20 protein-coding genes are annotated in these 24,580 nt (G+C 70.6%); 15 read left to right on the top strand and 5 right to left on the bottom strand.

Going from position 1 to position 24,580, the window contains the following annotated elements; all coding sequences use genetic code 11:
* Positions 1–94: 94 nt before the first annotated feature.
* The 3 genes from OHB04_RS08700 to OHB04_RS08710 all read right to left on the bottom strand — a co-directional run bounded on the left by OHB04_RS08700 (position 95) and on the right by OHB04_RS08710 (position 4,519).
* Positions 95–769: a hypothetical protein gene (locus tag OHB04_RS08700; protein WP_326807219.1), complete on the bottom strand. Its 675-nt coding sequence runs from the start codon at positions 767–769 to the stop codon at positions 95–97.
* Positions 770–947: 178 nt separating this feature from the next.
* On the bottom strand, positions 948–3,824 hold the full coding sequence (locus tag OHB04_RS08705; protein WP_326807220.1) for a DHA2 family efflux MFS transporter permease subunit: 2,877 nt from the start codon (positions 3,822–3,824) through the stop codon (positions 948–950).
* 230 nt (positions 3,825–4,054) lie between these two features.
* Positions 4,055–4,519 (bottom strand): SRPBCC family protein, encoded by a 465-nt coding sequence (locus tag OHB04_RS08710; protein ID WP_326687083.1) that lies wholly within the window; start codon positions 4,517–4,519, stop codon positions 4,055–4,057.
* A 188-nt stretch (positions 4,520–4,707) separates the two neighbouring features.
* Here OHB04_RS08710 and OHB04_RS08715 point away from each other — a divergent pair, with 188 nt between their 5' ends.
* Positions 4,708–5,772, top strand: coding sequence for an Rv2578c family radical SAM protein (locus OHB04_RS08715; RefSeq protein ID WP_326687084.1), 1,065 nt, complete (start codon positions 4,708–4,710; stop codon positions 5,770–5,772).
* Between the two features lie 49 nt (positions 5,773–5,821).
* Positions 5,822–6,223 carry a RidA family protein gene (locus tag OHB04_RS08720; RefSeq protein WP_326687085.1) on the top strand — a complete coding sequence of 134 codons (402 nt, stop codon included), beginning with the start codon at positions 5,822–5,824 and terminating at the stop codon, positions 6,221–6,223.
* A 103-nt stretch (positions 6,224–6,326) separates the two neighbouring features.
* On the opposite strand, the gene OHB04_RS08725 is transcribed toward OHB04_RS08720, so the two are convergent.
* Positions 6,327–6,851 carry a pyridoxamine 5'-phosphate oxidase family protein gene (locus OHB04_RS08725; RefSeq protein ID WP_326807221.1) on the bottom strand — a complete coding sequence of 175 codons (525 nt, stop codon included), beginning with the start codon at positions 6,849–6,851 and terminating at the stop codon, positions 6,327–6,329.
* A gap of 211 nt (positions 6,852–7,062) precedes the next feature.
* Between OHB04_RS08725 and OHB04_RS08730 the strand changes: the two genes are divergently transcribed.
* Positions 7,063–7,380, top strand: a complete 318-nt coding sequence (locus tag OHB04_RS08730) for a hypothetical protein (RefSeq protein ID WP_326687087.1) — start codon at positions 7,063–7,065, stop codon at positions 7,378–7,380.
* On the opposite strand, the gene OHB04_RS08735 is transcribed toward OHB04_RS08730, so the two are convergent.
* Entirely contained in the window at positions 7,338–7,961 is a 624-nt protein-coding gene (locus OHB04_RS08735) for a HEAT repeat domain-containing protein (protein ID WP_326687088.1), read from the bottom strand. The two genes, OHB04_RS08730 and OHB04_RS08735, sit on opposite strands and share 43 nt — an antisense overlap.
* 338 nt (positions 7,962–8,299) lie before the next feature.
* Between OHB04_RS08735 and OHB04_RS08740 the strand changes: the two genes are divergently transcribed.
* From OHB04_RS08740 to OHB04_RS08795, 12 genes are all read left to right on the top strand, one after another.
* Entirely contained in the window at positions 8,300–10,084 is a 1,785-nt protein-coding gene (locus OHB04_RS08740) for a 3-hydroxyacyl-CoA dehydrogenase family protein (RefSeq protein ID WP_326807222.1), read from the top strand.
* An 89-nt stretch (positions 10,085–10,173) separates the two neighbouring features.
* Positions 10,174–10,959 (top strand): TetR family transcriptional regulator, encoded by a 786-nt coding sequence (locus tag OHB04_RS08745; protein WP_326807223.1) that lies wholly within the window; start codon positions 10,174–10,176, stop codon positions 10,957–10,959.
* 175 nt (positions 10,960–11,134) lie between these two features.
* The gene (locus OHB04_RS08750) at positions 11,135–12,649 is read left to right on the top strand and encodes an amino acid permease (protein ID WP_326807224.1); all 1,515 of its coding nucleotides are present in this window, start codon (positions 11,135–11,137) and stop codon (positions 12,647–12,649) included.
* A 415-nt stretch (positions 12,650–13,064) separates the two neighbouring features.
* Positions 13,065–14,438 carry a crotonyl-CoA carboxylase/reductase gene (gene ccrA, locus OHB04_RS08755; protein ID WP_326807225.1) on the top strand — a complete coding sequence of 458 codons (1,374 nt, stop codon included), beginning with the start codon at positions 13,065–13,067 and terminating at the stop codon, positions 14,436–14,438.
* A complete protein-coding gene (locus OHB04_RS08760; protein ID WP_326687093.1) occupies positions 14,431–16,527 on the top strand; it encodes a protein meaA in 2,097 nt (698 codons plus the stop codon). The genes ccrA and OHB04_RS08760 overlap by 8 nt, the downstream gene beginning before the upstream one ends.
* Positions 16,524–17,495, top strand: coding sequence for an HpcH/HpaI aldolase/citrate lyase family protein (locus tag OHB04_RS08765; RefSeq protein WP_326807226.1), 972 nt, complete (start codon positions 16,524–16,526; stop codon positions 17,493–17,495). The genes OHB04_RS08760 and OHB04_RS08765 overlap by 4 nt, the downstream gene beginning before the upstream one ends.
* A 2-nt stretch (positions 17,496–17,497) precedes the next feature.
* Entirely contained in the window at positions 17,498–18,022 is a 525-nt protein-coding gene (locus tag OHB04_RS08770; protein ID WP_326687095.1) for a MaoC family dehydratase, read from the top strand.
* Position 18,023: 1 nt separating this feature from the next.
* On the top strand, positions 18,024–19,238 hold the full coding sequence (locus OHB04_RS08775; RefSeq protein ID WP_326687096.1) for an acyl-CoA dehydrogenase family protein: 1,215 nt from the start codon (positions 18,024–18,026) through the stop codon (positions 19,236–19,238).
* Between the two features lie 170 nt (positions 19,239–19,408).
* Positions 19,409–20,116, top strand: a complete 708-nt coding sequence (locus OHB04_RS08780; RefSeq protein WP_405806164.1) for a phosphatidylserine decarboxylase — start codon at positions 19,409–19,411, stop codon at positions 20,114–20,116.
* A complete protein-coding gene (pssA, locus tag OHB04_RS08785; protein ID WP_326687098.1) occupies positions 20,103–20,987 on the top strand; it encodes a CDP-diacylglycerol--serine O-phosphatidyltransferase in 885 nt (294 codons plus the stop codon). Before OHB04_RS08780 ends, pssA begins: the two co-directional genes overlap by 14 nt.
* Before the next feature lie 242 nt (positions 20,988–21,229).
* Positions 21,230–22,492, top strand: a complete 1,263-nt coding sequence (locus tag OHB04_RS08790) for an alginate lyase family protein (RefSeq protein WP_326807227.1) — start codon at positions 21,230–21,232, stop codon at positions 22,490–22,492.
* Positions 22,493–22,548: 56 nt separating this feature from the next.
* A complete protein-coding gene (locus OHB04_RS08795; protein ID WP_326807228.1) occupies positions 22,549–24,273 on the top strand; it encodes an RNA polymerase sigma factor in 1,725 nt (574 codons plus the stop codon).
* Positions 24,274–24,580: the final 307 nt, after the last annotated feature.

A 24,580-nucleotide genomic window follows, 5' to 3' on the forward strand; every position in this document is an offset into this window, starting at 1 on the left:
GCCGGAACGTTACGCGGTCGCCAAACGCCACGACACCCCTGTGGATAACTCCACTGGTCCACACCAGCTGTTTCCACCCGGGCGGGTGAGCAGGTTATCCACACCGCCCGCTGACCTGGGCGTTCAATGCCGCGAGCGCCGGGTCGTCGAAGGGAACGGGACGGCTGACCTCCAGTACCGGAGAGCCCAGATCCAGGACCCGCCTCACGAGCCGCGCGCCCGCCTCGCGTCCGGATCGGCCCAGCATTCCCGGCAGCCGCCGGGCCAGCTCCGCGGTCTCGGGAAACCACCGGTGCGGGCCGAAGCCGGGCGCGAATCTGGCGCCCCGCAGGCCGCGTTGGCGCTGGAGCCTGGCGGCGTCCGCCGCGAGCACCAGCAGCCGGGCGGAGGAGGGAGCGGGCAGCGGATAGGCCCACCACAGCACATCGGCGCGCTCGGCGGCGTCGGAACGCTCGGCGCCGGACGCGATCCGGGCTCTGCCCGCCATGACGTGTCCCGCGCCCGCGAGGTCTCCCGCGCCGTCGAGCCAGTGGTGGTCGCCGCGGCGCGCGGTGGCGTTCAACGCGCCTGTCACGGGCAGGACTTCACCGGCAGGTGCCCCGACGGCGTCCTGGCGGCGGTGGCCGAACAGCCCGCGTGCCCCGGCGCCCCAGTGCAGGACGGTGCCGCGCGCGTCGATGGTCACGGCGGCCGTGGGCACGCAGCCCTGTACGGCGAGGAGGCTCTCCCCCGCCCCTGGCCCCCGGGCGATGTCCGGCTCACTTTCCATGGAACCAGTCCTCCCTTCCGGCGGCGGCCGGTCCCCGGCCGCTCCTGGCGCGGCCACGTCCACGGTAGGGCGGATGGCCGGCCAGGCGCGGGGCAACGCACGAACGGGTGGTACGCCGGAGCGGGGGCGGAGCAGGAGGAGAGCCGGGAGTGAGCCCCCGCCCGCCGGAGTCTCGGAGTCAGTCCTCGTGGCCCAGTTGGAGGTCGCGCTCGGTGCGGCCCCCGCCGGCGATGTGCAGCACGGTGGCGACGGGCGGGTATCCGGCGGCTACCACCGTGTACTCGCCGGATGCCAGGTCGACGAAGCGGAAGACGCCGTCTGCGCCCGTGGTCGCGGTGTCCACGACGTTGCCCGCCGCGTCCAGGAGGGTCACCCTGGCGTCCTCGACGGGCCTGCCGCCGCTGGCCCGCACGGTGCCGCGCAGCACGGCGCCGCCCGCCAGTTCGATGTCCTGCCGCGTCTCGCGCGACGCCTGCACGGAGACGGGGAGCGCGGCGGGGCGGTAGACGGGGGCGCTCGCCGCCAGGGTGTACTCCCCCGCGACGAGTTCGGTGATGACGTAGTTGCCCTCCCGTCCGCTGCGCGTGCTTGCCACGACCTCGCCGCGCACGTCGGTGAGGGTCACCACGGCTTCCTTGACCGGGATGCCGTCGGCGGTGAGCACGCTGCCCGCCAGCCGTCCCGCGCCGCCCAGCACCACGTCGAGGTCGACCGGCCGCTCCCCGACGGTGACGCTGACGGCGCGCGGCTGGTGCCCGCCGGCGGCGGCGATCAGCACATAGGCGCCCTCGCCCGGGGTGCTCAGCGCGTAGCGGCCGTCATCACCCGTCGCACCGCGTCCGATCTGCCGCCCCGAGGTGTCGACCAGGGTGAGCGCGGCGCGGGGCACGGTGCTGCCGTCGTGGTGCCGGACCGCGCCGCAGAGCGGGACTCCCGCCGCGTACGGCACCGGCTGGAGCTGTGGCGACGCGCCGTTGGCCTCGGCCCCCGGGACCGGCGGGTCGTCGGCCGAGCGGGCCTGGGGGACGGACATGTGCTGGGACACCAGTGGTTTCTCCTTGAGGAAGAGGGCCAGCCCGAGCCCGAGGACGAGCACCGGCACGAGGTAGAGAAAGATCCGCGGCATCGCGTCCGCGTACGCGTGGATGTAGGCGTCACGCAGCGGTGCGGGCAGCGCGCGCACCAGTTGCGGAGTCACGGAGTCGGGGTCGGGCAGCTCGCCGTTCCGGGTGTGCGGCAGTTCGCGGATGAGCGCGTCCGCGAGGCGTTCGGCCAGGAGCGTGCCGAACAGGGCGGCTCCGACGCTGCCGCCGATCTGCCGGAAGTAGTTGTTGGCGCTGGTGGCCGCGCCGAGGTCGGCGGCGCTCACGGAGTTCTGCACTGCCAGGATCAGCACCGGCAGCACGAAGCCGATGCCCAGGCCGAGGATGGCGGACCAGACGCCGAAGACCTGGCGGGAGGTGTCCTCGTCCAGCTTGGAGAGCAGCCACATGCCCTCGGCCGAGAGGGCGCAGCCCAGGACGGGGAAGATCTTGTAGTGGCCGGTGCGGGAGATGAGCTGCCCGGCGAGGGTGGAGGAGACGACGACACCGCACATCAGCGGCAGCATCAGCAGCCCCGAGGTGGTGGCACTCGCGCCCTCGACCATCTGGAGGAAGCTGGGCAGATAGCTGGCCGCGCCGAACAGGGCGATGCCGATCGCGGCACCCACCAGGCCGGTGACGTTGAAGATGGAGTCGCGGAACAGCCGCAGCGGCAGGACGGGTTCGGCCGCGTAGCGCTCGGCGACGAGGAACAGCAGCCCGCTGAGCACCACGCCCGCGGCCAGGCCGACGATGACGCGGTCGCCCCACTCGTAGGTCGTACCGCCCCAGCTGGTCAGCAGGACGAGGCAGGTGGAGAAGACCGCCAGGAGCAGCGCGCCGAGCACATCGAGCCGGGGACGCGCAGGGATGCGGGGCAGCTTCAGGGCGAGCGCCGTGACCACCAGGGCGAGGAGGCCGACGGGGACGTTGAACCAGAAGCACCAGCGCCAGGAGTGCGCGTCGGTGAACCAGCCGCCCAACAGGGGTCCGGCCACCGACGCGAGGCCGAAAGCCGCACCGATCAGGCCCATGTAGCGCCCGCGCTCGCGGGGCGGTACGACGTCGGCGATGATCGCCTGAACGCCGATCATGAGGCCGCCCGCGCCTGTTCCCTGGATGGCGCGGTAGACGATGAGCTCTTCCATGGAGCCCGCCCAGCCGGCGAGCGCGGACCCGGCGGTGAAGACCGCGATGGCGAAAAGGAAGAGCCCCTTGCGGCCGAAAAGGTCGCCGAGCTTGCCGTAGACGGGCAGTCCGATGGTGGCGGCGAGCAGGTAGGCGGTGACCGCCCACGACATCTGCCGCAGGCCGTCGAGTTCACCGACGATCTTCGGAAGCGCCGTGGCGACAATGGTCTGTTCGAGCGCGGCGAGCAGCAGCGAGAGCATCAGGGCGCCGAAGACGAACCGAAGGCGGCGCGGGCTGAGGGCCGCGCCCTGCTGCGCCGGGTCCGTGGGCCGCGCCGACTCCGCGGGCCTTTCGGTGTGCTGCCATCCGGTGCGGTAGGCCTCTGGCCGGGCATCCGGCTGTGCGTCCGCCGCGGACGGCTGTACGGCGGTCCCCGCCGGGCCTCGGACGGGCAAGGACTGCACGGGTTCGACCGATCCCGACGGAACATGACCGGGCGTCAGCCGCTCGGAGGGACCGGGCGGGACCGGATCCTGCCCGGGAGTGTCCGGCCCGGTCGGCTCCGGACCGGAACGCCCGCTCCAGGAGTGCATCGGGTCCGGATACTCGACCCCGCCCGGCAGCACCTCGCTCGGCAACGCGTCCGGATGCTCCGCCCCTGCCGGCGGCTGATCCGCGGGGGCCTCGTGGCCGCCGGGGATCTCGACGGTGACCTCGACCGCGGCCGGTGCCAACGTGGGGCCGTGGCCCCGCACTTCGGGCGGCGATTCGCCGCCGTACGCCCGCCGAGCGGGGTTCTCATCGTCCTTGCTGTCGAGGATCGCCCCGCCGGTCCCGCCCATCGCACTCCCCTTGCCGCTTCCTCCGGGGGAGTATTTCTCGCATTGCACGACAAGAGCGTTCAAGCAAGGTCCAAGCGCGCGCCGTGGGACTCAGGACCTCAACTCTTTTGCCCGAGGCTCCTGTCGGGCGGCCGAGCAGGGGCTTTCGCCGCGGAGCGGGTACCACCGGCGCACCTCGGCCCCGCCGCGAAAACCACTCGTTCCGGTGAGCGGCACGGCGCCGCGCGCCGCTACTCCGCGGCCGTGCCGCCCTGCTCGACGTGCGCGGCCAGGCGGCTGAGCACGTCGTCGTAGATACGGGCGAGGCCCTTGGGGGCGAAGGTCTTCTCGAAGAAGCCGCCGATGCCGCCCGCGCCGTTCCATACGGTCGTCACGGTGACCCGGGCGGTCTTCTCACCGCTGCCGGGGGTCACCCGCCAGGTGGTGACCATCGAGGAATTCTGGTCCTTTTCGACCAGCTCTCCGTCGGAAGGCTCGGTGACCTCCAGCAGGCAGTCGCGGATGCGCTTGCTGGTCGCCTGGAGCTTCCAGTGCACGACGGTGCCCGCGCCGTCGCCCCCCTCCTTGACCTCGTACTCGCTGAAGTGCCCGGGGAGCAGCTTGGCCCGGGTCTCGCTGTAGTCGGCGAGTGCGTCGAACACCTCGTCGGGACCGGCGGCGATCTCCCGCTGCGTGGTCGCCTCGACCTGCGCCATAACTCCTCCTGTGCTGGGCGCCCCACGGGCCTCCGCAGGGCGCTACGGACATGGCGCCCAGCCAATCACCCTCGCGTCGGCCGCCAAAATCCGGCTTGACAGAGAGGTGGGGAACAGGTGTTCTATTCTGGACGAGCAAGCGACAGTGCCGCCAGAGGGACGCGACACCACCACTGAGGAGGCCGCACATGCGCTGGGACGAGCTGAGCGACAAGGGACCGACCGCGGCGCCGGCGCTCTTCGGGACCTCCGCCGTCACCACTCGGACGTTCGACACCCCCGAGTTCCGCGGGATCACCTTCCACGAGGTCAGGGCCCGCTCCCTGGTGAACAAGGTGCCCGGAGCGTCCCGGATGCCGTTCGAATGGACGGTGAACCCCTACCGCGGCTGCTCGCACGCGTGCGTCTACTGCTTCGCCCGGCGCAGCCACAGCTATCTCGACCTGGACACCGGCGAGGGCTTCGACTCCCAGATCGTCGTCAAGGTCAACGCGCCCGAGGTGCTACGCAAGGAGCTGAGCGGCCCGCGCTGGTGCGGCCAGCACATCGCCATGGGCACCAATGTCGATTGTTATCAGCGGGCGGAAGGACGCTACCGGTTGATGCCGGGCATCCTGACGGCCCTGCGCGACTGCGCCAACCCGTTCTCGATCCTCACCAAGGGCACGCTCATCCTGCGCGACCTCGACCTCCTGCGCTCGGCAGCCGCCGTCACCGACATCGGGGTCTCCGTCTCGGTCGGCTTCACCGACGAGGAACTGTGGCGCACGGTCGAGCCCGGCGCGCCCGCACCCCAGCGGCGGCTGGACGTCGTCCGTACGCTCACCGAGCACGGCATCCCGTGCGGGGTGCTGATGGCACCCGTGATCCCCTTCCTGAGCGACTCACCCGCACAGCTGCGCGAGACCGTCCGCGCCATCGCGGCGGCGGGCGCCACCTCCGTCACCCCGCTCGCCCTGCATCTGCGGCCCGGCGCGCGCGAGTGGTTCTCCCGCTGGCTGGCCGAGCACCACCCGCACCTGGTGCGGCACTACGAGGCGCTCTACGCCAACGGCCCGTACGCGCCCAAGTGGTATCAGCGGCGCATCACGCGCCAGGTGCACGAACTGGCGGCGGAATACGGCGTGGGCCCCTCCTCCCCCGGCGCGGCGCGACGCATCGAGCCACCGGCGCAGACCGCGCGTCCCGCGCTGGAGGAACGGGCAGCGCAGGAGGCCGAGGACGCGCGCTGCACCCAGCTCACCCTGCTGTGAGCCACCGGCTCGGGACCGCGCTGTCAGACCGGTCTGGGATCATTTCGGCATGTCATCGCTCACTCATATCGCCACCCCCGACGGCCTCGCTCCCGGCAACGGCTTCAGCCATGTCGTGTGGGGAGAGGGCAGGTTCGTCGCGATCTCGGGCCAGGTGGCCGTCGACGCGGAAGGCCAGGTCGTCGGCGAAAGCGACCCGGCCGCACAGGCGCGCCAGGTGTTCGCCAACCTCCAGCGCTGCCTGGAGGAGGCGGGAGCCGCCTTCACCGATGTCGTGAAGTTCACCTTCTTCGTGACCGACCTGTCCGTGATGCCCGCCCTGCGGGAGGTCCGGGACACCTACCTCGACCCCGAACGGCTCCCCGCGTGCAGCGCCGTCCAGGTCGCCGGGCTGGTGCGGCCCGAACTGCTCATAGAGATCGAGGCGTTCGCCGTGATCCCCGCACCGTGATCCGGGTGCCGTGATCCCCGCACCGTGATCCGGGTGCTGTGATCCCCGCACCCTGATCCGCGTGTCGCGATCCGTACGCCGTGACCCGGTCGCGGTGGCGGCCTCAGTCCTCGCGCGGGGGCGCGTCGTCGTTGCCGCGCCGGATGGTGCGCAGGGGGCGGCCCGGCTTCCACGTCCGGAAGACGATGTCCGGCGCCTCGATGAAGACCACGACCACCTCCGTCAGCTCGACGCGGAAGAGGTGGAAGACCTCGGGCGCATGGCCTTCGGGCGCACCGGCGGCCCAGCGCGCCGTCTCCTCCTCGTCCCGCACCTCCACGGCCCGTCCGGTCACCCGCGCGTCGCCCCCGTCCATCTCCGTACCGGAGCCCGGGTTGGCGTACAGGGAAAAGCGGGGGTCGCGTCGCAGGTCCAGCGCCTTGAGCGAGCTGGGCATCATTCCCAGCCACAGCTCTCCCTCTCTGAAGTCGGCCTCCAGGCCCGTCAGCCGGGGCGAGCCGTCCTTGCGCAAGGTGGCCAGCACATGGTGGGTGTAGCGCTCGAACCGCCGCCGCACCCGGTCGGCGAAATCCGGCTCCGCCTTCACGAAGCCCGCCCAGCTCACATCCGTCAATTCGCTCCTCGTCATAGGGGGCAGCCTCGCGCACCAACCAGACACCCTCTGTCGGGTATGACGCCGGTCTGCCGGCTTGTTACGCCGGCTGCCGCGCCGTCGCCGCTCAGGGTGTGCCGCGGTGAGGGCGTTGGATCCGGTGCGGAGCGTTAATCCGGTGCGGGCGTTGATCCGGTGCCGCTCCCACCTGTCCCGCTGCCACCATCGCCGCATGAGGGTGCGGGCGATGGCTGAGGGCGATACGGAGGCCGTCTTCGAGGCACGGGTGCGCGGCTGGCAGCACGCCTACGCGGAGCTGATCCCGCAGGCTCATCCCGACGCGATGCACCCGGCCGAGAACACGGCCAGGCGGCGCCGCGCGCGGCGCGGCCGGCCCCGGATGCTGCTGTGGGTGCCGGAGGGCAACGCGCGCACCCGCCGCTTCTACGAGAAGGCGGGCTTCGCGCACGACGGGCTCGCCGACTCCCTCGAGGTGGGCGGCGCCACCGTTCCCGAGGTGCGCTACGTACGCTCGCTCGCCGACCTGGAGCCGGCCGAGGTCTGAGCGGGGATGCGGGCCAGCGCCGCCTTCGCCGAGGGGGAGAGTCTGTGGTGCTCAGCCGCCGCGTCCAGCACGGGCACCGCGCGCTTGTCGCCGAGCGCGCCGAGGCCCAGGACGCACGCCTCGGCGATCGGGTAGTAGTGCAGCGGCCCGATGAGCAGCCGCTGGAGGACGTTGATCAGCGTCGGCACCGATTCGGGGGCCCGCAGCGCGGTGAGCAGCCGCACGGGATACAGGGCGTAGGCGGTGCGCAGTTCGTTGGTGGCCAGGGCCGCCGCCGCCTTGGCCGTACGTGGGTCGCGCAGCTTCTCCAACGCCTGTGCCGCGCTGGCGCAGCGGGTGGGATCGCGGTAGTTCAGCATGAACACCAGCGTCTCGAAGGCCCGGCTGTCCCCCGCGCTGCCCAGCGCGAAGGCCGCGATCTCGCGGGCCCACAGCGGCCGTTCGGTCTCCACGAGCACGGAAGCGAGCTGGTCGCGCGCCTCCGGCCCGCGCTGCCTGGCCAGCGTGACCAGGCGCGCGTACTCGACGGGCTCGGCCTCTGGCCGCACTCGGTCGATCAGCGCTCGGAATGCGTCGCCCACTCCGCCTCCCCCTCACGTGCTGTGTGCCACAGCGTTGGAAGTGCTCCTACCCCTGGCTTTCTAGTTACCCACGAGTTACGGTGCTCATCAGAGCGGCACCCCCGCTCAGGCGGCCTGGTGACGCAGCCGCCGAGAGTGACGTCGGTTCGGCGCGGAGCACCGCGCATACGGCACGTCTCACGGTCGGGCCCCGGGACAGGGCCGGCCGAAGGGGCCTGTCCCGTAACTCCCCTGCCTTCAGCGTGCGTACGCCCGTGCGCCCGGTAGTGCACAGAACCCTCACCCTCATCAGCCGCGCCCCTGTCCGGGGCCTGTGTCACACCCTCTGGAGTCCCGTGATGGACCGTCCTCCCCTGCGTACCATCGCCGTCGTCGGCCTCGGCACGATGGGCACCGGCATCGCTGACATTCTCGCCCGCGCCGGACGAGAGGTCATCGGCATTGACACGAACGAAGCAGCCGCACGGCAGGCGGTTGCCGCTCTGGAGGCGTCGACGGCGCGGGCCGTGCGGCGAGAGCGGATGACGCAGAGCGAGCGCCAGGACGTGCTGGCGCGCCTGCGCACCTGCACGGAGGTGACGGCGGCGGCGGAGGCGGACCTCGTCATCGAGGTCGTGCCCGAGGACTACGACACCAAGTGCCAGGTCTTCGCCGCGCTCGACGCCGTCGTCAAGCCCGACACGATCCTGGCCACGGGCACCAACGCGTTGTCGGTGACGAGGCTGGCCGCCGACTCCGACCGGCCCGAACGCGTCCTGGGGCTGCACTTCTTCAACCCGGCGCCCGCGATGAAGCTGGTCGAGATCGTCTCCTCGGTACTGACCTCGCCGGAAGCGGTCACCGCCGTCACCGCGCTCGCACGGGAGCTGGGCAAGGATCCGATCGCGGTCGGTGACCGTCCCGGATTCGTCGCGGACGGCCTGCTGTTCGGCTATCTGAACCGGGCCGCCCAGATGTACGAGTCGCGGTACGCCACCCGCGAGGACATCGACTCCGCCATGAGGCTGGGCTGTGGCCTGCCCATGGGCCCGCTCGCACTGCTTGATCTGATCGGGGTGGATACGGCGCGCACCGTCCTGGACGCGATGTACGCGCAATCACGCGATCGCCTCCACGCCCCGGCGCCGGTGCTGCGCCAGCTCTCGGACGCGGGGCTGACCGGCCGCAAGGCGGGGCGCGGCTTCTACTCGTACGAGGCGCCGGGCAGCGGCACGGTGGTGCCCGACGCGCTCACCCCGGACCCGGCGGCGCCGCGCGCCGAGGGCCGCCCCGTCGCGTCGGTGGGTGTCGTGGGGTCGGGGACGATGGCCGCCGGCATCGCCGAGGTCTTCGCCAAGGCCGGATATCCGACGGTGCTCGCGGCCCGGAGCCAGGAGAAGGCGCAGGCGGCCAAGGCCAGGGTCGCGGGGTCGCTGGAGCGCGCGGTGCGCAAGGGCCGGATGACCCCGGAGAACCGGGACGAGGCACTGGCACTGGTCATCCCGGCCGCTTCGCTGGAGGCGCTCGCCGGGGCCGACCTGGTCGTCGAGGCGGTGGCCGAAGATCTCCAGGTGAAGCGGCAGTTGTTCGCCGCGCTGGACGCGGTGTGCAAGCAGGGCGCGGTGCTGGCCACCACCACCTCCTCGCTGCCGGTGGTCGCCTGTGCCCGCGCCACCTCCCGGCCGCGGGACGTGATCGGCATGCACTTCTTCAACCCGGCACCGGCCATGAAGCTGGTCGAGGTGGTGACCACGGTGCTGACCGCCGAGGACAGCCACGCCACGGTCCGCGAGGTGTGCGCGCGGGTGCGCAAGCACCCGGTGGACTGCGGGGACCGCGCGGGCTTCATCGTCAACGCGCTGCTGTTCCCGTACCTGAACAACGCCGTGAAGATGGTCCAGGAGCACTACGCCTCGCTCGATGACATCGACGCCGCGATGAAGCTCGGCGGCGGTTACCCGATGGGGCCGTTCGAGCTGCTGGACGTCGTCGGGCTGGATGTGTCGCTGGCCATCGAACAGGTGCTGCACCGCGAGTTCCGCGACCCCTCGCTGGCGCCCGCTCCTTTGCTGGAGCACCTGGTCGCGGCGGGGTGCCTGGGCAGGAAGACGGGGCGCGGCTTCCGTGAGTACGCACGCCGGTGATCGGCGGCCACGAGGGGTGGGGCGGGCTGCTGGAGCCTTCGCCAGGTGGCCCGCCCACCGACCCCGTCACGGCATGTAACGTTCAGCACATGCCAGAGCCCGCGAAGAACTCCCGTACGAACACGACTCGTGCGAACGGTGCAGCCACCCAGCGCCTCAAGGTGCGCCGAGAGTTGGCCGCTGCCGCGATGGAGCTTTTCGCGACAAAGGGCTACGAGGCGACAACGGTTGACGAGATCGCGGCGACGGCCGGTGTCGCGCGCCGCACCTTCTTCCGGCACTTCCGCTCCAAGGAAGAGGCGATCTTCCCCGACCACGACGACACCCTCGTACGCGCCCAGGCGGTGCTGGAGGCCGCGCCGCCGCACGAGAACCCGCTGGACACCGTGTGCCGGGGCATCAAGGAAGTCATGAAGATGTACGCCTCGTCGCCCAAGGGCAGCGTCGAGCGCTACAAGCTGACCCGCGAGGTCCCGGCGCTGCGGGAGCGGGAGATCGCCTCCGTCGCCCGCTACGAGCGGCTGTTCACCCGCTATCTGCTGGGCCACTTCGATGAGGAGGCGCACCGCGACGGCGTCAGCGGCTACGACGAGCCGCTGCTCGCCGAGGTGGCGGCCTCCGCGGTGGTCACGGCGCACAACCACGTGCTGCGCCGGTGGCTGCGCTCGGGCGGCGTCGGGGATGTCGAGACCCAGCTCGATCACGCGTTCGCGATCGTACGGCGCACCTTCGGTACGGGCTTCGGCGCGAACCGCTCGGTGGCGGAACGGTCCGTCGCGGTCGAGCGCGAGGACGAGGTCCTGGTGACGGTCGCGCGGACGGATGCCCCGCTCGGGGAGATCATGGCGACGATCGAGCGCGCGCTGGCCCGCTGACGCTCCACCCCTTCCCCGGGCGAACCGGATACTTCCGGAAGGGCCGGACTCTCAGGGGTGAGCCGGGCTCTTCCGGGGGAGTCGGGTGAATTGCGGCCTCGCCCACGTCGCGTTCCCGGCCCCGAGCCCGATGACCGGGAACCATGGCGCCCTACGGCGACGTGGAGGTGCGGCAGTGGCGGCTGGGCCAGATTCCCGCGGAACGAAGGGCTCCAGGCCCTGGCTGCGGACCAAGTCCATCGAGGAGTCCATCCGCGACACCGACGATCCGGAGCGGGGCCTGCACAAGTCGCTCTCCGCGCTCGATCTGACCGTCTTCGGCGTCGGCGTCGTGATCGGCACCGGCATCTTCGTACTGACCGGGCAGATCGCCAAGACCATGGCGGGGCCCTCGGTCGCGATCTCCTTCGCCGTGGCAGGTGTGGTGTGTGCGCTGGCCGCGCTGTGCTACGCCGAGTTCGCCTCCACCGTGCCGGTGGCCGGATCCGCCTACACCTTCGCCTACGCCTCGCTGGGTGAGCTGCCCGCCTGGATCATCGGCTGGGACCTGGTGCTGGAGCTGGCGCTGGGGTGCGCGGTGGTGGCGGTCGGCTGGTCGGGCTATGTCCGCTCACTGCTCGACAACGCCGGGTGGCACCTGCCGCAGTGGCTCTCCGGCACCACGGACGAGACGGGTTTCGGCTTCGACCTGCTGGCCTGTGTGCTCGTGCTGCTGCTGACGGCGATCCTGGTGCTGGGCATGAAGCTGTCGGCCCGCGTCACCACCATCGTCGTCGCGGTCAAGGTCGGGGTGGTGCTGATCGTCATCATCGCCGGCGCCTTCTTCGTCACGGCTGACAACTACCGCCCGTTCATCCCACCGGCCAAGGGAGACGCGGCGGGTGGTTCAGGGCTGGCCGCGCCGCTGATCCAGCTGATGTCCGGGTACGAGCCGACCACGTTCGGCGTGATGGGCATCTTCACCGCGGCGGCCGTCGTCTTCTTCGCCTTCATCGGCTTCGACGTCGTCGCCACGGCGGCCGAGGAGACCCGGAACCCGCAGCGCGACATGCCGCGCGGCATCCTCAGCTCGCTGGTCATCTGCACGATGCTGTACGTGGCCGTCTCGATCGTGGTCACGGGCATGCGCAAGTACACCGAGCTGACCGTCCAGGCGCCCCTGGCCGACGCGTTCAAAGCCGTCGGCGAACCCTTCTGGGCGGGCCTGATCAGCTTCGGCGCCGCGGTCGGCCTCACCACCGTGTGCATGATCCTGCTGCTGGGACAGTCCCGGGTCTTCTTCGCGATGAGCCGCGACGGGCTGCTCCCGCGGTTCTTCTCCCGCGTGCACCCGCGCTTCCAGACGCCGTACCGCTCCACCATGCTGCTGGGCGTCCTGGTCGCGGTCGTCGCGGGCTTCACGAGCATCTCCGAGCTGGCCGAGCTGGTGAACATCGGCACCCTCTTCGCGTTCGTCGTCGTCGCGCTGGGCGTGGTGATCCTGCGGCGCACGCGCCCGGATCTGCCCCGGGCGTTCCGCACGCCCCTCGTACCGGTGCTGCCCATCGCCTCGGTGCTGGCCTCGCTGTGGCTGATGATCAACCTGCCGACCGAGACGTGGCTGCGGTTCGCCGCCTGGATGGTGCTCGGCGTCGTCATCTACGGCGTGTACGGACGGCGGCACAGCACGATGCACCAGCGCGCCGAGTAGCCCCCGGCCCGAGCAGCCCCGCCCCGAGCAGCCCCGGGGTCGGGGCCGGGGGGTCCCGCACCAAGTGACACCGACAGGAGCCAGGTCCGGCCTCGCCCCCCCCGCGCGACCTGCGATGATCGATCATCGCTCACATGAGCCCAGTTTGCCGCAGGTGAGAAATCACGGCACCCGGTGTCTTGTCTACTGGCACTGGGTGTCATACCTTGGCATCAGTCCGGGCCCTGTCCCCGTGGTTCACGCCGCGTTTTCCCGGACCGCTTGGCGTCACAAGCGACCCGGCGCACACCCGCGCCCGCACCACCTCGCCGAACCGACGGCACTGCCTCACAAACCGACGACTCCCCCTGGGGGCACCTCCCGGCCGAAGGCCGGGGGACTCCTTCCTCAATCCGCGCTTCGCCGGAGGCATCCCGTGAACCAGATACTCGACGCGATCCTCGCGTCAGACACTCCGCCGGAGGACTTCGCCGCCCTCCCCCTGCCCGACTCGTACCGCGCCATGACCGTCCACAAGGACGAGGCGGAGATGTTCGAGGGGCTGGAGACCCAGGACAAGGACCCGCGCAAGTCACTGCACCTCGACGAGGTGCCGGTGCCCGAACTCGGCCCCGGCGAGGCCCTGGTGGCAGTCATGGCCTCCTCGGTCAACTACAACTCCGTGTGGACCTCGATCTTCGAGCCGCTGCCCACCTTCGGGTTCCTGGAGCGCTACGGACGCCTCTCGCCGCTGACCAAGCGGCACGACCTGCCGTACCACATCATCGGCTCCGACCTGTCGGGCGTCGTGCTGCGCACCGGCGCGGGCGTCAACTCCTGGAAGCCGGGCGACGAGGTGGTCGCGCACTGTCTGTCCGTCGAGCTGGAGTCCGCCGACGGGCACAACGACACGATGCTCGACCCCGAACAGCGGATCTGGGGCTTCGAGACCAACTTCGGCGGGCTGGCGGAGATCGCGCTGGTCAAGTCCAACCAGCTGATGCCCAAGCCGGACCACCTCACCTGGGAGGAGGCCGCCTCCCCCGGGCTGGTCAACTCCACCGCCTACCGCCAGCTCGTCTCGCGCAACGGCGCGGGCATGAAGCAGGGCGACAACGTGCTCATCTGGGGCGCCAGCGGCGGACTGGGCTCGTACGCCACGCAGTTCGCCCTCGCCGGCGGCGCCAACCCGATCTGCGTGGTCTCCAGCGACGACAAGGCCGAGATCTGCCGCAAGATGGGCGCCGAAGCGATCATCGACCGCAAGGCGGAGGGCTACCGCTTCTGGAAGGACGAGCACCACCAGGACCCGAAGGAGTGGAAGCGCTTCGGCAAGCGCATCCGCGAGCTGACCGGCGGCGAGGACGTGGACATCGTCTTCGAGCACCCGGGGCGGGAGACCTTCGGCGCCAGCGTCTACGTCACGCGCAAGGGCGGCACCATCGTCACCTGCGCCTCCACCTCCGGCTACGAGCACAGCTACGACAACCGCTACCTGTGGATGTCGCTCAAGCGGATCGTCGGCTCGCACTTCGCCAACTACCGCGAGGCGTGGGAGGCCAACCGCCTCATCGCCAAGGGCAAGATCCACCCCACGCTGTCGAAGACGTACCACCTGGAAGAGACCGGCCAGGCCGCCCACGACGTGCACCGCAACCTCCACCAGGGCAAGGTCGGCGTCCTCGCGCTGGCCCCCGAGGAGGGGCTTGGAGTCCGCAACCCGGAGAAGCGCGCTCGTCACATCGACGGCATCAATCTGTTCAGGGATGCCGAAGGCGAGCGGACCGGCAAGCACAGCGGGAATGTCTGAGGTGACGGTGCCGGACAAGGATCGTCCCTGGCTGATGCGGACGTACGCCGGGCACTCGACCGCCGAGGCGTCCAACGAGCTGTACCGCCGCAACCTCACCAAGGGACAGACGGGGCTGTCGGTCGCGTTCGACCTGCCCACCCAGACCGGGTACGACCCCGACCACGTGCTCGCGCGCGGCGAGGTCGGCCGGGTCGGGGTGCCGGTCTCCCACCTGGGCGACATGCGCAGGCTGTTCGAGGGCATCCCGCTGGAGCAGATGAACACCTCGATGACCATCAACGCCACGGCCATGTGGCTGCTGGCGCTCTACCAGGTCGTCGCGGAGGAACAGGGGGCGGACGTCTCCCGGCTTCAGGGGACGACGCAGAACGACATCGTCAAGGAGTACCTCTCGCGCGGGACGCACGTCTTCCCGCCGGTCCCCTCGCTGCGGCTGACGACGGACATGATCGCGTACACCGTCGCCCACCTCCCCAGGTGGAATCCGGTCAACATCTGTAGCTACCACCTCCAGGAGGCGGGGGCGACCCCCGTCCAGGAGATCTCCTACGCGATGGCCACGGCCGTCGCCGTGCTGGACGCCGTACGGGACAGCGGGCAGGTGCCGGCGGAGGAGTTCGGGCGGGTCGTGGCCCGGATCTCGTTCTTCGTGAACGCCGGGGTCCGCTTCGTCGAGGAGATGTGCAAGATGCGGGCCTTCACCCGCGTGTGGGAGCGGATCACCAGCGAGCGCTACGGCATCACCGACCCCAAGCAGCGCAGGTTCCGCTACGGCGTGCAGGTCAACTCGCTGGGGCTGACCGAGGCGCAGCCGGAGAACAACGTCCAGCGCATCGTGCTGGAGATGCTCGCGGTCACCCTCTCCAAGGACGCGCGGGCCCGCGCCGTGCAACTGCCCGCGTGGAACGAGGCGCTGGGCCTGCCCCGGCCCTGGGACCAGCAGTGGTCGCTGCGTATCCAGCAGGTGCTCGCACACGAGAGCGATCTGCTGGAGTACGAGGACCTCTTCGACGGGTCGCATGTGATCGAGGCGAAGGTGGAGACGCTGGTCAAGGAGAGCTGGGCCGAGATCGAGCGCATCGAGGAGATGGGCGGGGTGATGGCGGCCGTCGAGTCCGGCTATCTCAAGTCCCAGCTGGTCTCCTCGCACGCCGAACGCCGCGCGCGCATCGAGTCGGGCGAGGAGCGGATCATCGGCGTCAACTGCTACGAGGCGACCGAGCCCAGCCCGCTGACCGCCGATCTGGACACCGCGATCATGACGGTGGACGCCGCCGGTGAGGCGTCCACCGTCGCGGCGGTGCGGCGCTGGCGCGAGACCCGCGACGAGCCGTTCTGGCGCGAGGGGACCCGCGACCCCGGGCTGTATCCCAGTGCGGAGCAGGCGCTGCGGCAGCTGAAAGAGGCCGCGGCCACGGACGCCAACTTGATGGAGGCGACCGTGGAGTGCGCCCGCGCCGGGGTCACGACCGGGGAGTGGGCGGGCGCGCTGCGGGAGGTGTTCGGCGAGTTCCGCGCCCCCACGGGCGTGAGCGGCGCCCCTGTCGCGGTCACGGCCGAGGAGGGCTCGGCGCTGGCCACCGTGCGGCACGGCGTGGAGCGCACGGCCGCCGACCTGGGAGTGGGCAAGCTGCGGCTGCTGGTCGGCAAGCCCGGCCTGGACGGCCACAGCAACGGCGCCGAACAGATCGCCGTACGGGCCCGTGACGCGGGCTTCGAGGTGGTCTACCAGGGCATCAGGCTCACACCCGAGGAGATCGTCGCGGCTGCCGTCGCCGAGGACGTGCACTGTGTGGGCCTGTCCATCCTGTCCGGTTCGCACACCGAGCTGGTGCCGGACGTGCTGGGCAGGATGCGCGAGGCGGGCGCGGGCGACGTGCCCGTGATCGTGGGCGGCATCATTCCGTCGGCGGACGCGCGGGCGCTGCGCGAGGCGGGCGTCGCCGCCGTCTTCACCCCGAAGGACTTCGGGATCACGGAGATCATCGGCCGTATCGTCGGCGAGATCCGGACAGCGAACAGGCTAGACAAGCTGGACCAGCACGATCGGCCCGTCCAGCGAGACCCCCAGGAGGTCACTCAGTGAGCACCGTCAACCGGCAGCGCCCCACCCGGCCCCGCCGCTCCTGCCTCGCCGTGCCGGGCAGCAACCCGCGCTTCCTGGAGAAGGCCCAGGGCCTGCCCGCCGACCAGGTCTTCCTCGACCTGGAGGACGCGTGCGCTCCGCTGGCCAAGCCGGAGGCGCGGCACACCATCGTGAAGTTCCTCAACGAGGGCGACTGGGGCGGCAAGACCCGGGTCGTGCGGGTCAACGACTGGACGACCGAGTGGACCTATCGCGACGTGGTCACCGTCGTGGAGGGGGCGGGGCAGAACCTGGACTGCGTCATGCTGCCGAAGGTGCAGGACGCGCAGCAGGTGCAGGCGCTGGACATGCTGCTGACGCAGATCGAGAAGACGATGGGCTTCGAGGTCGGCAGGATCGGCATCGAGGCGCAGATCGAGAACGCCAAGGGCCTGGTGAACGTGGACGCGATCGCGGGTGCCTCACCGCGCGTGGAGACGATCATTTTCGGCCCCGCCGACTTCATGGCCTCCATCAACATGAAATCCCTGGTCGTGGGCGAGCAGCCGCCGGGCTATCCGGCCGACGCCTACCACTACATCCTGATGCGGATCCTGATGGCCGCCCGGTCCCACGACCTCCAGGCGATCGACGGCCCCTATCTCCAGATCAAGAATGTGGACGGCTACCGCGAGGTCGCCCAGCGCGCCGCCGCGCTCGGCTTCGACGGCAAGTGGGTGCTGCACCCGGGCCAGGTCGAGGCGTCGAACGAGATCTTCTCGCCCTCCCAGGAGGACTACGACCACGCCGAGCTGATCCTGGACGCGTACGACTACTACACGTCGGAGGCGGGCGGCAAGAAGGGCTCCGCGATGCTCGGCGACGAGATGATCGACGAGGCCAGCCGCAAGATGGCCCTGGTCATCTCCGGCAAGGGCCGCGCCGCGGGAATGCGGCGCACCTCCACCTTCGTCCCCCCGGAGGACTGAGCATGCAATTCGGCCGCACCTACGAGGAATTCTCCGTCGGGGACACCTACAAGCACTGGCCCGGCAAGACGGTCACCGAGTACGACGACCACCTCTTCTGTCTGCTCACGATGAACCACCATCCGCTGCACATGGACAGCAACTACGCGGAGTCGACGACGGACTTCGGCAAGAACGTGGTGGTGGGCAACTACATCTACTCGCTGCTGCTGGGCATGTCGGTGCCGGACGTCTCGGGGAAGGCCATCGCCAATCTGGAGATCGAATCGCTGCGGCACGTCGCCCCGACGTTCCACGGCGACACGCTCTACGGCGAGACGACGGTGCTGGGGAAGATTCCGTCGAAGTCGAAGAACGACCGGGGAATCGTGCATGTCGAGACCAAGGGCTACAAGCAGGACGGCACTCTCGTGTGTGTCTTCCGGCGCAAGGTGATGGTGCCGACCCAGGCCTACATCAAGGAACGCGGCGGGGAGCAGCCGGGCCGTCCCGAACTCGTCGAACCGGCGCCGAAGGGGGGCAGGTGAGATGGGACGCCTGGCACAGACCGAGGGCCTGACCGAGATCCAGCGGGAAATACTCTCGACCGTGCGGAGCTTCGTCGACAAGGAGATTCTCCCGGTCGCCACGGAGCTGGAGCACAAGGATGAGTATCCGGCGGAGATCGTGGAGGGCCTGAAGGAGTTGGGGATCTTCGGCCTGATGATCCCCGAGGAGTACGGCGGGCTCGGTGAGTCACTGCTCACTTACGCGCTGTGTGTCGAGGAGATCGCCCGGGGCTGGATGAGCGTCTCGGGCATCATCAACACGCACTTCATCGTGGCGTACATGCTCAAGCAGCACGGCACGCCCGAGCAGAAGGACTATTTCCTGCCGAAGATGGCGGCCGGCGAGATCCGTGGCGCCTTCTCCATGTCGGAGCCGGGCCTCGGTTCGGACGTCTCGGCCATTACGTCCAAGGGCGTGCCGGCCGGGGACGAATCCGGGGACTTCCTGCTGACCGGCCAGAAGATGTGGCTGACCAACGGAGGCACATCCACCCTGGTCGCGGTGTTGTGCCGGACCGATGAGGGACATACCGAAGGGACACCCCCGCACAAGTCGATGACGACTTTCCTGGTGGAGAAGGAGCCCGGTTTCGGCACGGTCCGGCCCGGCCTCAGCATTCCCGGGAAGATCGACAAAATGGGCTACAAGGGCGTCGACACCACCGAGCTGATCATGGACGACCTGCGCATTCCGGCTGATCGCGTACTCGGCGGCACCACCGGCCGCGGTTTTTACCAGATGATGGACGGGGTCGAGGTCGGCCGCGTGAATGTCGCCGCGCGTGGCTGTGGTGTCGCCCAGCGTGCCTTTGAACTGGGTATCGACTACGCACAGCAACGACACACCTTCGGAAAGCCGATCGCGGGCCATCAGGCCATTCAGTTCAAGCTCGCGGAGATGGCGACAAAGGTCGAGGCGGCACACGCGCTGATGGTCGGCGCCGCCCGGAAGAAGGACTCCGGTCAACGCAACGACCTGGAGGCCGGAATGGCGAAATATCTCGCCTCCGAGTACTGCAAGGAGGTCGTGGAGGACTCGTTCCGCATCCACGGCGGGTACGGTTTCAGTAAGGAATACGAGATCGAGCGCCTCTACCGGGAGGCGCCGATGCTCCTCATCGGCGAAGGAACCGCCGAGATCCAGAAGATGATCGTGGGCCGGCGGCTACTCGAGGAGTACCGCACCCAGGGTTGAATGTCCTTTTCGGGGTGTTTTCTTGGGGAACAAGATCACACCCCGACCTGGGACTTCGGCCACTGACTGGCCCTCTGGCTTGCCCAGTTGCCATCAGAAACCGGTAGCATCCCGGGAAAGCCGCCGTCCCCCCGTTACCTACGCGGCTCCCTCCGCTACGAAGGTCATTCATGCCCCACAGCCCATCCACTGCACCCAGCGGCTCCCCCGCGCGCGGCTCTGGTCCCAGCGGGCCCGGCATGTCCGGCGCGTCCGGTGTGCCCCGCGTACGTCTGGCGCGCGGAGCGTCCCCCTGGCTCCTGCCGACCGTGGCGACGGCGGCTCTCAGCCTGGCACGCTCCCGCAGGTCCGGACGGGCCGCGCTGGTCGCCGTGCCCGCCACGGCGCTCGCCGCGGGCATGCTGTGGTTCTTCCGGGACCCGGAGCGGGAAATCGGCCAGGGCCGGGTGATCTCACCGGCCGACGGCGTGGTGCAGAGCATCATGCCGTGGAAGGACGGCCGCACCCGCGTCGCCATCTTCATGAGCCCGCTGAACGTCCACGTCAACCGCGCTCCGCTCGCCGGGACGGTGACCTCCGTCGAGCACATCCCCGGCGGCTACGTTCCCGCGTTCAACAAGGAGAGCGAGAACAACGAGCGCGTCGTCTGGCACTTCGACACCGAGCTGGGCGACATCGAGATGGTCCAGATCGCCGGCGCCGTCGCGCGACGCATCGTCCCCTACGTGCCCAGTGACACCAAGGTGGAGCAGGGCGAGCGCATCGGACTGATCCGATTCGGCTCCCGGGTGGATGTGTACCTCCCGGAGGGGGTCGAGACGGCCGTGGAGGTCGGCCAGACCACGACAGCGGGGGTGACTCGCCTTGACCGTGATTGATCCGGACACCCAGGCGGCGTGGGTTCCTGGCGCCGATGCCGCCCACGCCGACGACGTCGACGGGCTGGAGGACGACGCGGCGGACGAGATGCCGCTGTCCACCCGCCTGTCAATAGCGGACACGCTGACGCTGGGCAATGCCACGTGCGGCTTCATGGCGGTGTACTTCACCACCACCGGCGTCCTCATCCCGCACCTGACCGGCAGCGAGGACGGCGGCATGGCGCGGCACAGCGCCGCCACGGCCGTCGTGCTGATGCTGATGGCCTCGGTCTTCGACCTGTTCGACGGCCTGGTCGCGCGCAAGCTGCGCAGCTCCGCGATGGGCGCCGAGCTGGACAACCTCTCCGACCTGATCAGCTTCGGGCTGGCGCCCGCGTACTTCGTGGTCGTGTGGGGGATGGTCGCCAACGACGCGCACCAGCGGGTCTCGGTGGTGGCCGCGATCGTGGTGTTGCTGGCGGTGGTGCTGCGGCTTGCGCGGTTCTCCTGCGTGACCGTGCGGGACGGAGTGTTCCAGGGCATGCCGGGGCCGTTCGGCGCGCTGACCGTTGTCTCCATCGTGCTGTTGGAGCTGCCGTTCGTGCCGACCGCGCTCGCGATCGTGGGCGTCGCGTGGCTGATGGTGAGCCGCGTGGAGTACCCCAAGCCGCGGGGGCGGCTGGCCGTCGCGATGCTGAGCTGGATCGTGCTCAGCATGGGATTGCTGGCGGCCTGGGCGTTCGACGCGCCGGGTGGTGAGCTGCTGTTGCAGACCGGGTGCGCGCTTCAGGTGGTGCTCGGTGCGGTGATTCCGCTCTTCGCGACGTTCCGTCGCGTTAATTCCTTCCGTGACAACCGGCGCGAGGCGCGGGCAGCCGCACAGAGCTGATCCCTTCGGGGGGCCCGAGTCGCTTCGGGGGTGCCCCTTCTGCGGCGTATCGCGGCTGCGGGTGTGCTGCGGCTGAGCGCGCAGTTCCTCGCGCCCCTTCAAGGGCCCGGTCTTCGACCGGGCCCTTGAAGTCTTTTCTGGGGGCGGCGGGGCGCAGGAAAGTGTTATCGGAGGGGGCCCCACACCGTCTCCTGGGCGTACGACACCATCGTCAGCCCCCACCTCCACCAGGAGCCCCTCTCATGCCGCACCCCCACAAGGCCAAGCACCGCCTCTCGCGTCGCCATGTTCTCCGGCTCGGTGGCGGTCTCGCGGCGGCCGGCGCCGTCGTCGGCGGCACCGCCGCCGCGTTCGGCAGCGGCGGCTCGGCGGACGCCGCGCCCGATGAGGGGCGGCGCGCCAAGGCCGCCTTCGCCCACCCCGGCATGCTGCACGCCGCGGACGACCTCCAGCGGGCCAAGGAGGGCGTCGCCGCGGGCAAGGAGCCGTGGCTGGCCGGATGGCGGAGACTGACCGCCAACCGGCACTCCGCGAGCGACTGGGCCGCCAGGCCGACGGAGAACGTCGTACGCGGCGGCGCCGGCCAGAACTACCGGAGCCTCTACAACGACATCCACGCCGCCTACCAGAACGCGCTCCGCCACCGCATGGACGGCTCGAAGGAGCACGGCGACGCCGCACGGGACATCCTCAACGCCTGGTCGGGCACGCTCAAGACGGTCACGGGCAACGCCGACCGCTTCCTCGCGGGCGGCATCTACGGCTGGCAGTTCGCGAACGCCGCCGAGCTGATGCGCGGCTACGAGGGCTTCGACCTGCCCCGCTTCCAGAAGATGATGACCTCGGTCTTCCAGCCGCTGAACGAGGACTTCCTCGCCCACCACAACGGCGCGCACATCGAGAACTACTGGGCGAACTGGGACCTGTGCAACGTCGCCTCGCTCATGGCCATCGCCATCCTCACCGACGACAGGGCGCTCTTCGACCGGGCCGTGACCTATATGAAGGAGGGCCCGGGCAACGGCTCGATCCCGCACGCCGTCCCCTTCCTCCACGAGGGCGGCCTCGCGCAGTGGCAGGAGAGCGGCCGGGACCAGGGCCACACGATGATGGGCATGGGCCAGCTCGGCGCGATCTGCGAGATGGCCTGGAGCCAGGGCACCGACCTGTACGGCTTCGACGACAACCGCTTCTTGAAGGCCGCGGAGTACGTCGCCAAGTACAACCTGGGCCAGAGCGTCCCGTTCAAGACCTACACCTGGCACCAGGGGCAGCCCCCGGGCAAGGTGATGTCGCAGACCGTCATCTCCGACGCCGCCCGCGGCCAGCTCCGCCCCGTCTGGGAGATGCTGCACCACCACTACGCGGACCGCCGCGGCCTGGAGGCTCCGTATCTCGCCGAGTTCGCGCAGAAGAACCGGGCAGAGGGAGGCGGCGGCGACTACGGCTCGGACAGCGGCGGCTTCGACCAGCTCGGCTTCGGCACGCTGCTGTACGCCAGGTAGACCGCGTGGGATTCCGGCCCTCGTATCCCCGGCCGGCGGGAGGGGAGCAGCGACGCGTGGACGTACGGGAGTGGCGTGCTGTCGTCGAGGCGGCACAGGGCGGGGACCGGCAGGCCCTCGACGAGCTGGTCGAGGGCTGGCTCCCGCTGGTCTACAACATCGTCGGCCGCGCCCTGAACGGCCACGCCGACGTGGACGACGTCGTGCAGGAGACCATGCTCCGCGCCGTCCACCATCTGCCCGCGCTGCGCGATCCCGAGGGCTTCCGCTCCTGGCTCGTGGCCATCGCCATGCGCCAGGTGCGCGAGCGGCTGCGCCGCCGGGCGCGTGCGGAGGAGCCGGTGACACCGGCTGAGGCCGAGGCTGCGGCTGAGGACTTCGCGGAGCTGGCCGTGGTGCGGCTGGAGCTGGACGGCGAGCGCCGGGAGGTCGTCGAGGCGGTGCGCTGGCTGGACGGACCGGACCGCGAGCTGCTGTCCCTGTGGTGGCAGGAGGTCGGCGGCAGGCTGACGCGCAGCGAGGTCGCCGGTGCGCTGGGCATCAGCCGCCGGCACGCCGCCGTCCGCGTGCAGCGGATGAAGGGGCGGCTGGAGACGGCGCGCGGCATCGTACGGGCGCTGGAGCGCTCCCGCTGCCGCGAGCTGGCGAAGCTGACCGGCGGCTGGGAGGGGCGCCCCTCCTCGGTCTGGCGCAAGCGCTTCGCCCGCCATCTGCGGGGCTGCCGGTGGTGCGGTCGGGCGCGGGAGGGTTTCGTACCGCCCGAGCGGCTGCTTGTCGGGCTCGCGCTGGTCCCGGTCCCGGTCGGGTTCACGGTGGCGTCGCTGCTGGGCGGCGGCAAGGCGGCGGCAGTGGGACTGGGGGCCGCTGCCGCCTCAGCGAGCTGGTCGGCGAAGGTCCTCGCGGCCGTCGGCAAGCCGGTGGCCGGGCTCACGGCGGGCGCGTCGCTGGTGGCGGGCGGCGCGTACGTCATCTACGAGCGGACGGTCCCGCACGGCACGCCCCCGCCCCCGGCCACGGCCTCCGCGAACCCCTCCCCCACGGCTCGCTCAGCCCCCTCGGTGACGGGCTCCCCCACCACGCCGCCACGCGATGCCCCCTCACCGACGGCCGAGAAACCGCGGGCGCGCGCCGCGTACGGCAGCGTCGTGGACGCGGCCGACCGGGCGCCGGACCCGGGGCGGCGGCCCGGCGCGCTGCCGCGGCGCGCCGACCGGGGACTGACGAGCAGCGGCGGCGGCAAAGCCGTGCTGACCCACCGGGGGGAGTCGGTGTCCCTGCGCGGCACCGGCTATGTGCGCGTCCGCTGGCAGATCCTCCCGGACCAGCGCCCGGGAAGCCTCGTCATGCCCACCTGGACCCGGCTGCACGGCAAGCTCTTCCACGTCGCCTCGGGCGGCGGGCGCCGCATGGACGACCGCCGGCCGGGCGCGGGTGACAGGACGTGGATGGGCTCGCCGTCCGGCGGGCTCACCCAGCTTCCGCGTGGCGCACAGCAGATGTGGCAGAACGAGTACTTCTGGCTGGACGGCGGCGTCACTCTGCACCTGAACGAGAGCGGCGCCGACTACAACCTCATCGTGGAGCCGATGAGGCGCGAGGACATTCGCGCCGACCTCGGGACCGGCCCCGACCCCGCCCAGGGCGTCGTCCGCTACGGCCTCGTCCGCGACACGGGCAACGACCGGGCGCCGGTCCCCCAGTACGTCACGCGCTCGTCCCCCGGCGACCCGGCGACGGTGCCGCAGCGCTCCCGGCTCCGCTGGGGAGTGTCTTCGAAGTAGCGTCGTCCGCCCGGAAGGCGGGCCCGGCGGTGCCTGGTGTGTGCGATCGCAAGGCGGAGGAGGGTGGGGGCACCTCCCGGCCGGAGGCTGGGGGGACCCCGCGGAGCAGCGGCGACCGACGACAACGCCGCTGGGGGCACCCCCTGCTCGGAGAGCTTGGGGGAGTGCGTGCCAGGCACCACCGGGCAGACGGGACTTCGAAGACACGACCTAGGTGTGTTGTCCCGGCAATCGGGCGCGGCACCAGCTGTATCCGCTCCGGGCGTTGTTCACGCGGACGGCTCGACAACCGGCCGGCGAACCGCCG

This window comes from Streptomyces sp. NBC_01775, assembly GCF_035917675.1.
GTDB lineage: Bacteria > Actinomycetota > Actinomycetes > Streptomycetales > Streptomycetaceae > Streptomyces.

What these genes read in the sequence shown, in the direction of transcription:
- OHB04_RS08700 (WP_326807219.1), bottom strand. Translation starts at nt 769, where the DNA reads ATGGAAAGTGAGCCGGACATCGCCCGGGGGCCAGGGGCGGGGGAGAGC.
- OHB04_RS08705 (WP_326807220.1), bottom strand. Translation starts at nt 3,824, where the DNA reads ATGGGCGGGACCGGCGGGGCGATCCTCGACAGCAAGGACGATGAGAAC.
- OHB04_RS08710 (WP_326687083.1), bottom strand. Translation starts at nt 4,519, where the DNA reads ATGGCGCAGGTCGAGGCGACCACGCAGCGGGAGATCGCCGCCGGTCCC.
- OHB04_RS08715 (WP_326687084.1), top strand. Translation starts at nt 4,708, where the DNA reads ATGCGCTGGGACGAGCTGAGCGACAAGGGACCGACCGCGGCGCCGGCG.
- OHB04_RS08720 (WP_326687085.1), top strand. Translation starts at nt 5,822, where the DNA reads ATGTCATCGCTCACTCATATCGCCACCCCCGACGGCCTCGCTCCCGGC.
- OHB04_RS08725 (WP_326807221.1), bottom strand. Translation starts at nt 6,851, where the DNA reads ATGACGAGGAGCGAATTGACGGATGTGAGCTGGGCGGGCTTCGTGAAG.
- OHB04_RS08730 (WP_326687087.1), top strand. Translation starts at nt 7,063, where the DNA reads ATGGCTGAGGGCGATACGGAGGCCGTCTTCGAGGCACGGGTGCGCGGC.
- OHB04_RS08740 (WP_326807222.1), top strand. Translation starts at nt 8,300, where the DNA reads ATGGACCGTCCTCCCCTGCGTACCATCGCCGTCGTCGGCCTCGGCACG.
- OHB04_RS08745 (WP_326807223.1), top strand. Translation starts at nt 10,174, where the DNA reads ATGCCAGAGCCCGCGAAGAACTCCCGTACGAACACGACTCGTGCGAAC.
- OHB04_RS08760 (WP_326687093.1), top strand. Translation starts at nt 14,431, where the DNA reads ATGTCTGAGGTGACGGTGCCGGACAAGGATCGTCCCTGGCTGATGCGG.
- OHB04_RS08770 (WP_326687095.1), top strand. Translation starts at nt 17,498, where the DNA reads ATGCAATTCGGCCGCACCTACGAGGAATTCTCCGTCGGGGACACCTAC.
- OHB04_RS08775 (WP_326687096.1), top strand. Translation starts at nt 18,024, where the DNA reads ATGGGACGCCTGGCACAGACCGAGGGCCTGACCGAGATCCAGCGGGAA.
- OHB04_RS08780 (WP_405806164.1), top strand. Translation starts at nt 19,409, where the DNA reads ATGCCCCACAGCCCATCCACTGCACCCAGCGGCTCCCCCGCGCGCGGC.
- OHB04_RS08790 (WP_326807227.1), top strand. Translation starts at nt 21,230, where the DNA reads ATGCCGCACCCCCACAAGGCCAAGCACCGCCTCTCGCGTCGCCATGTT.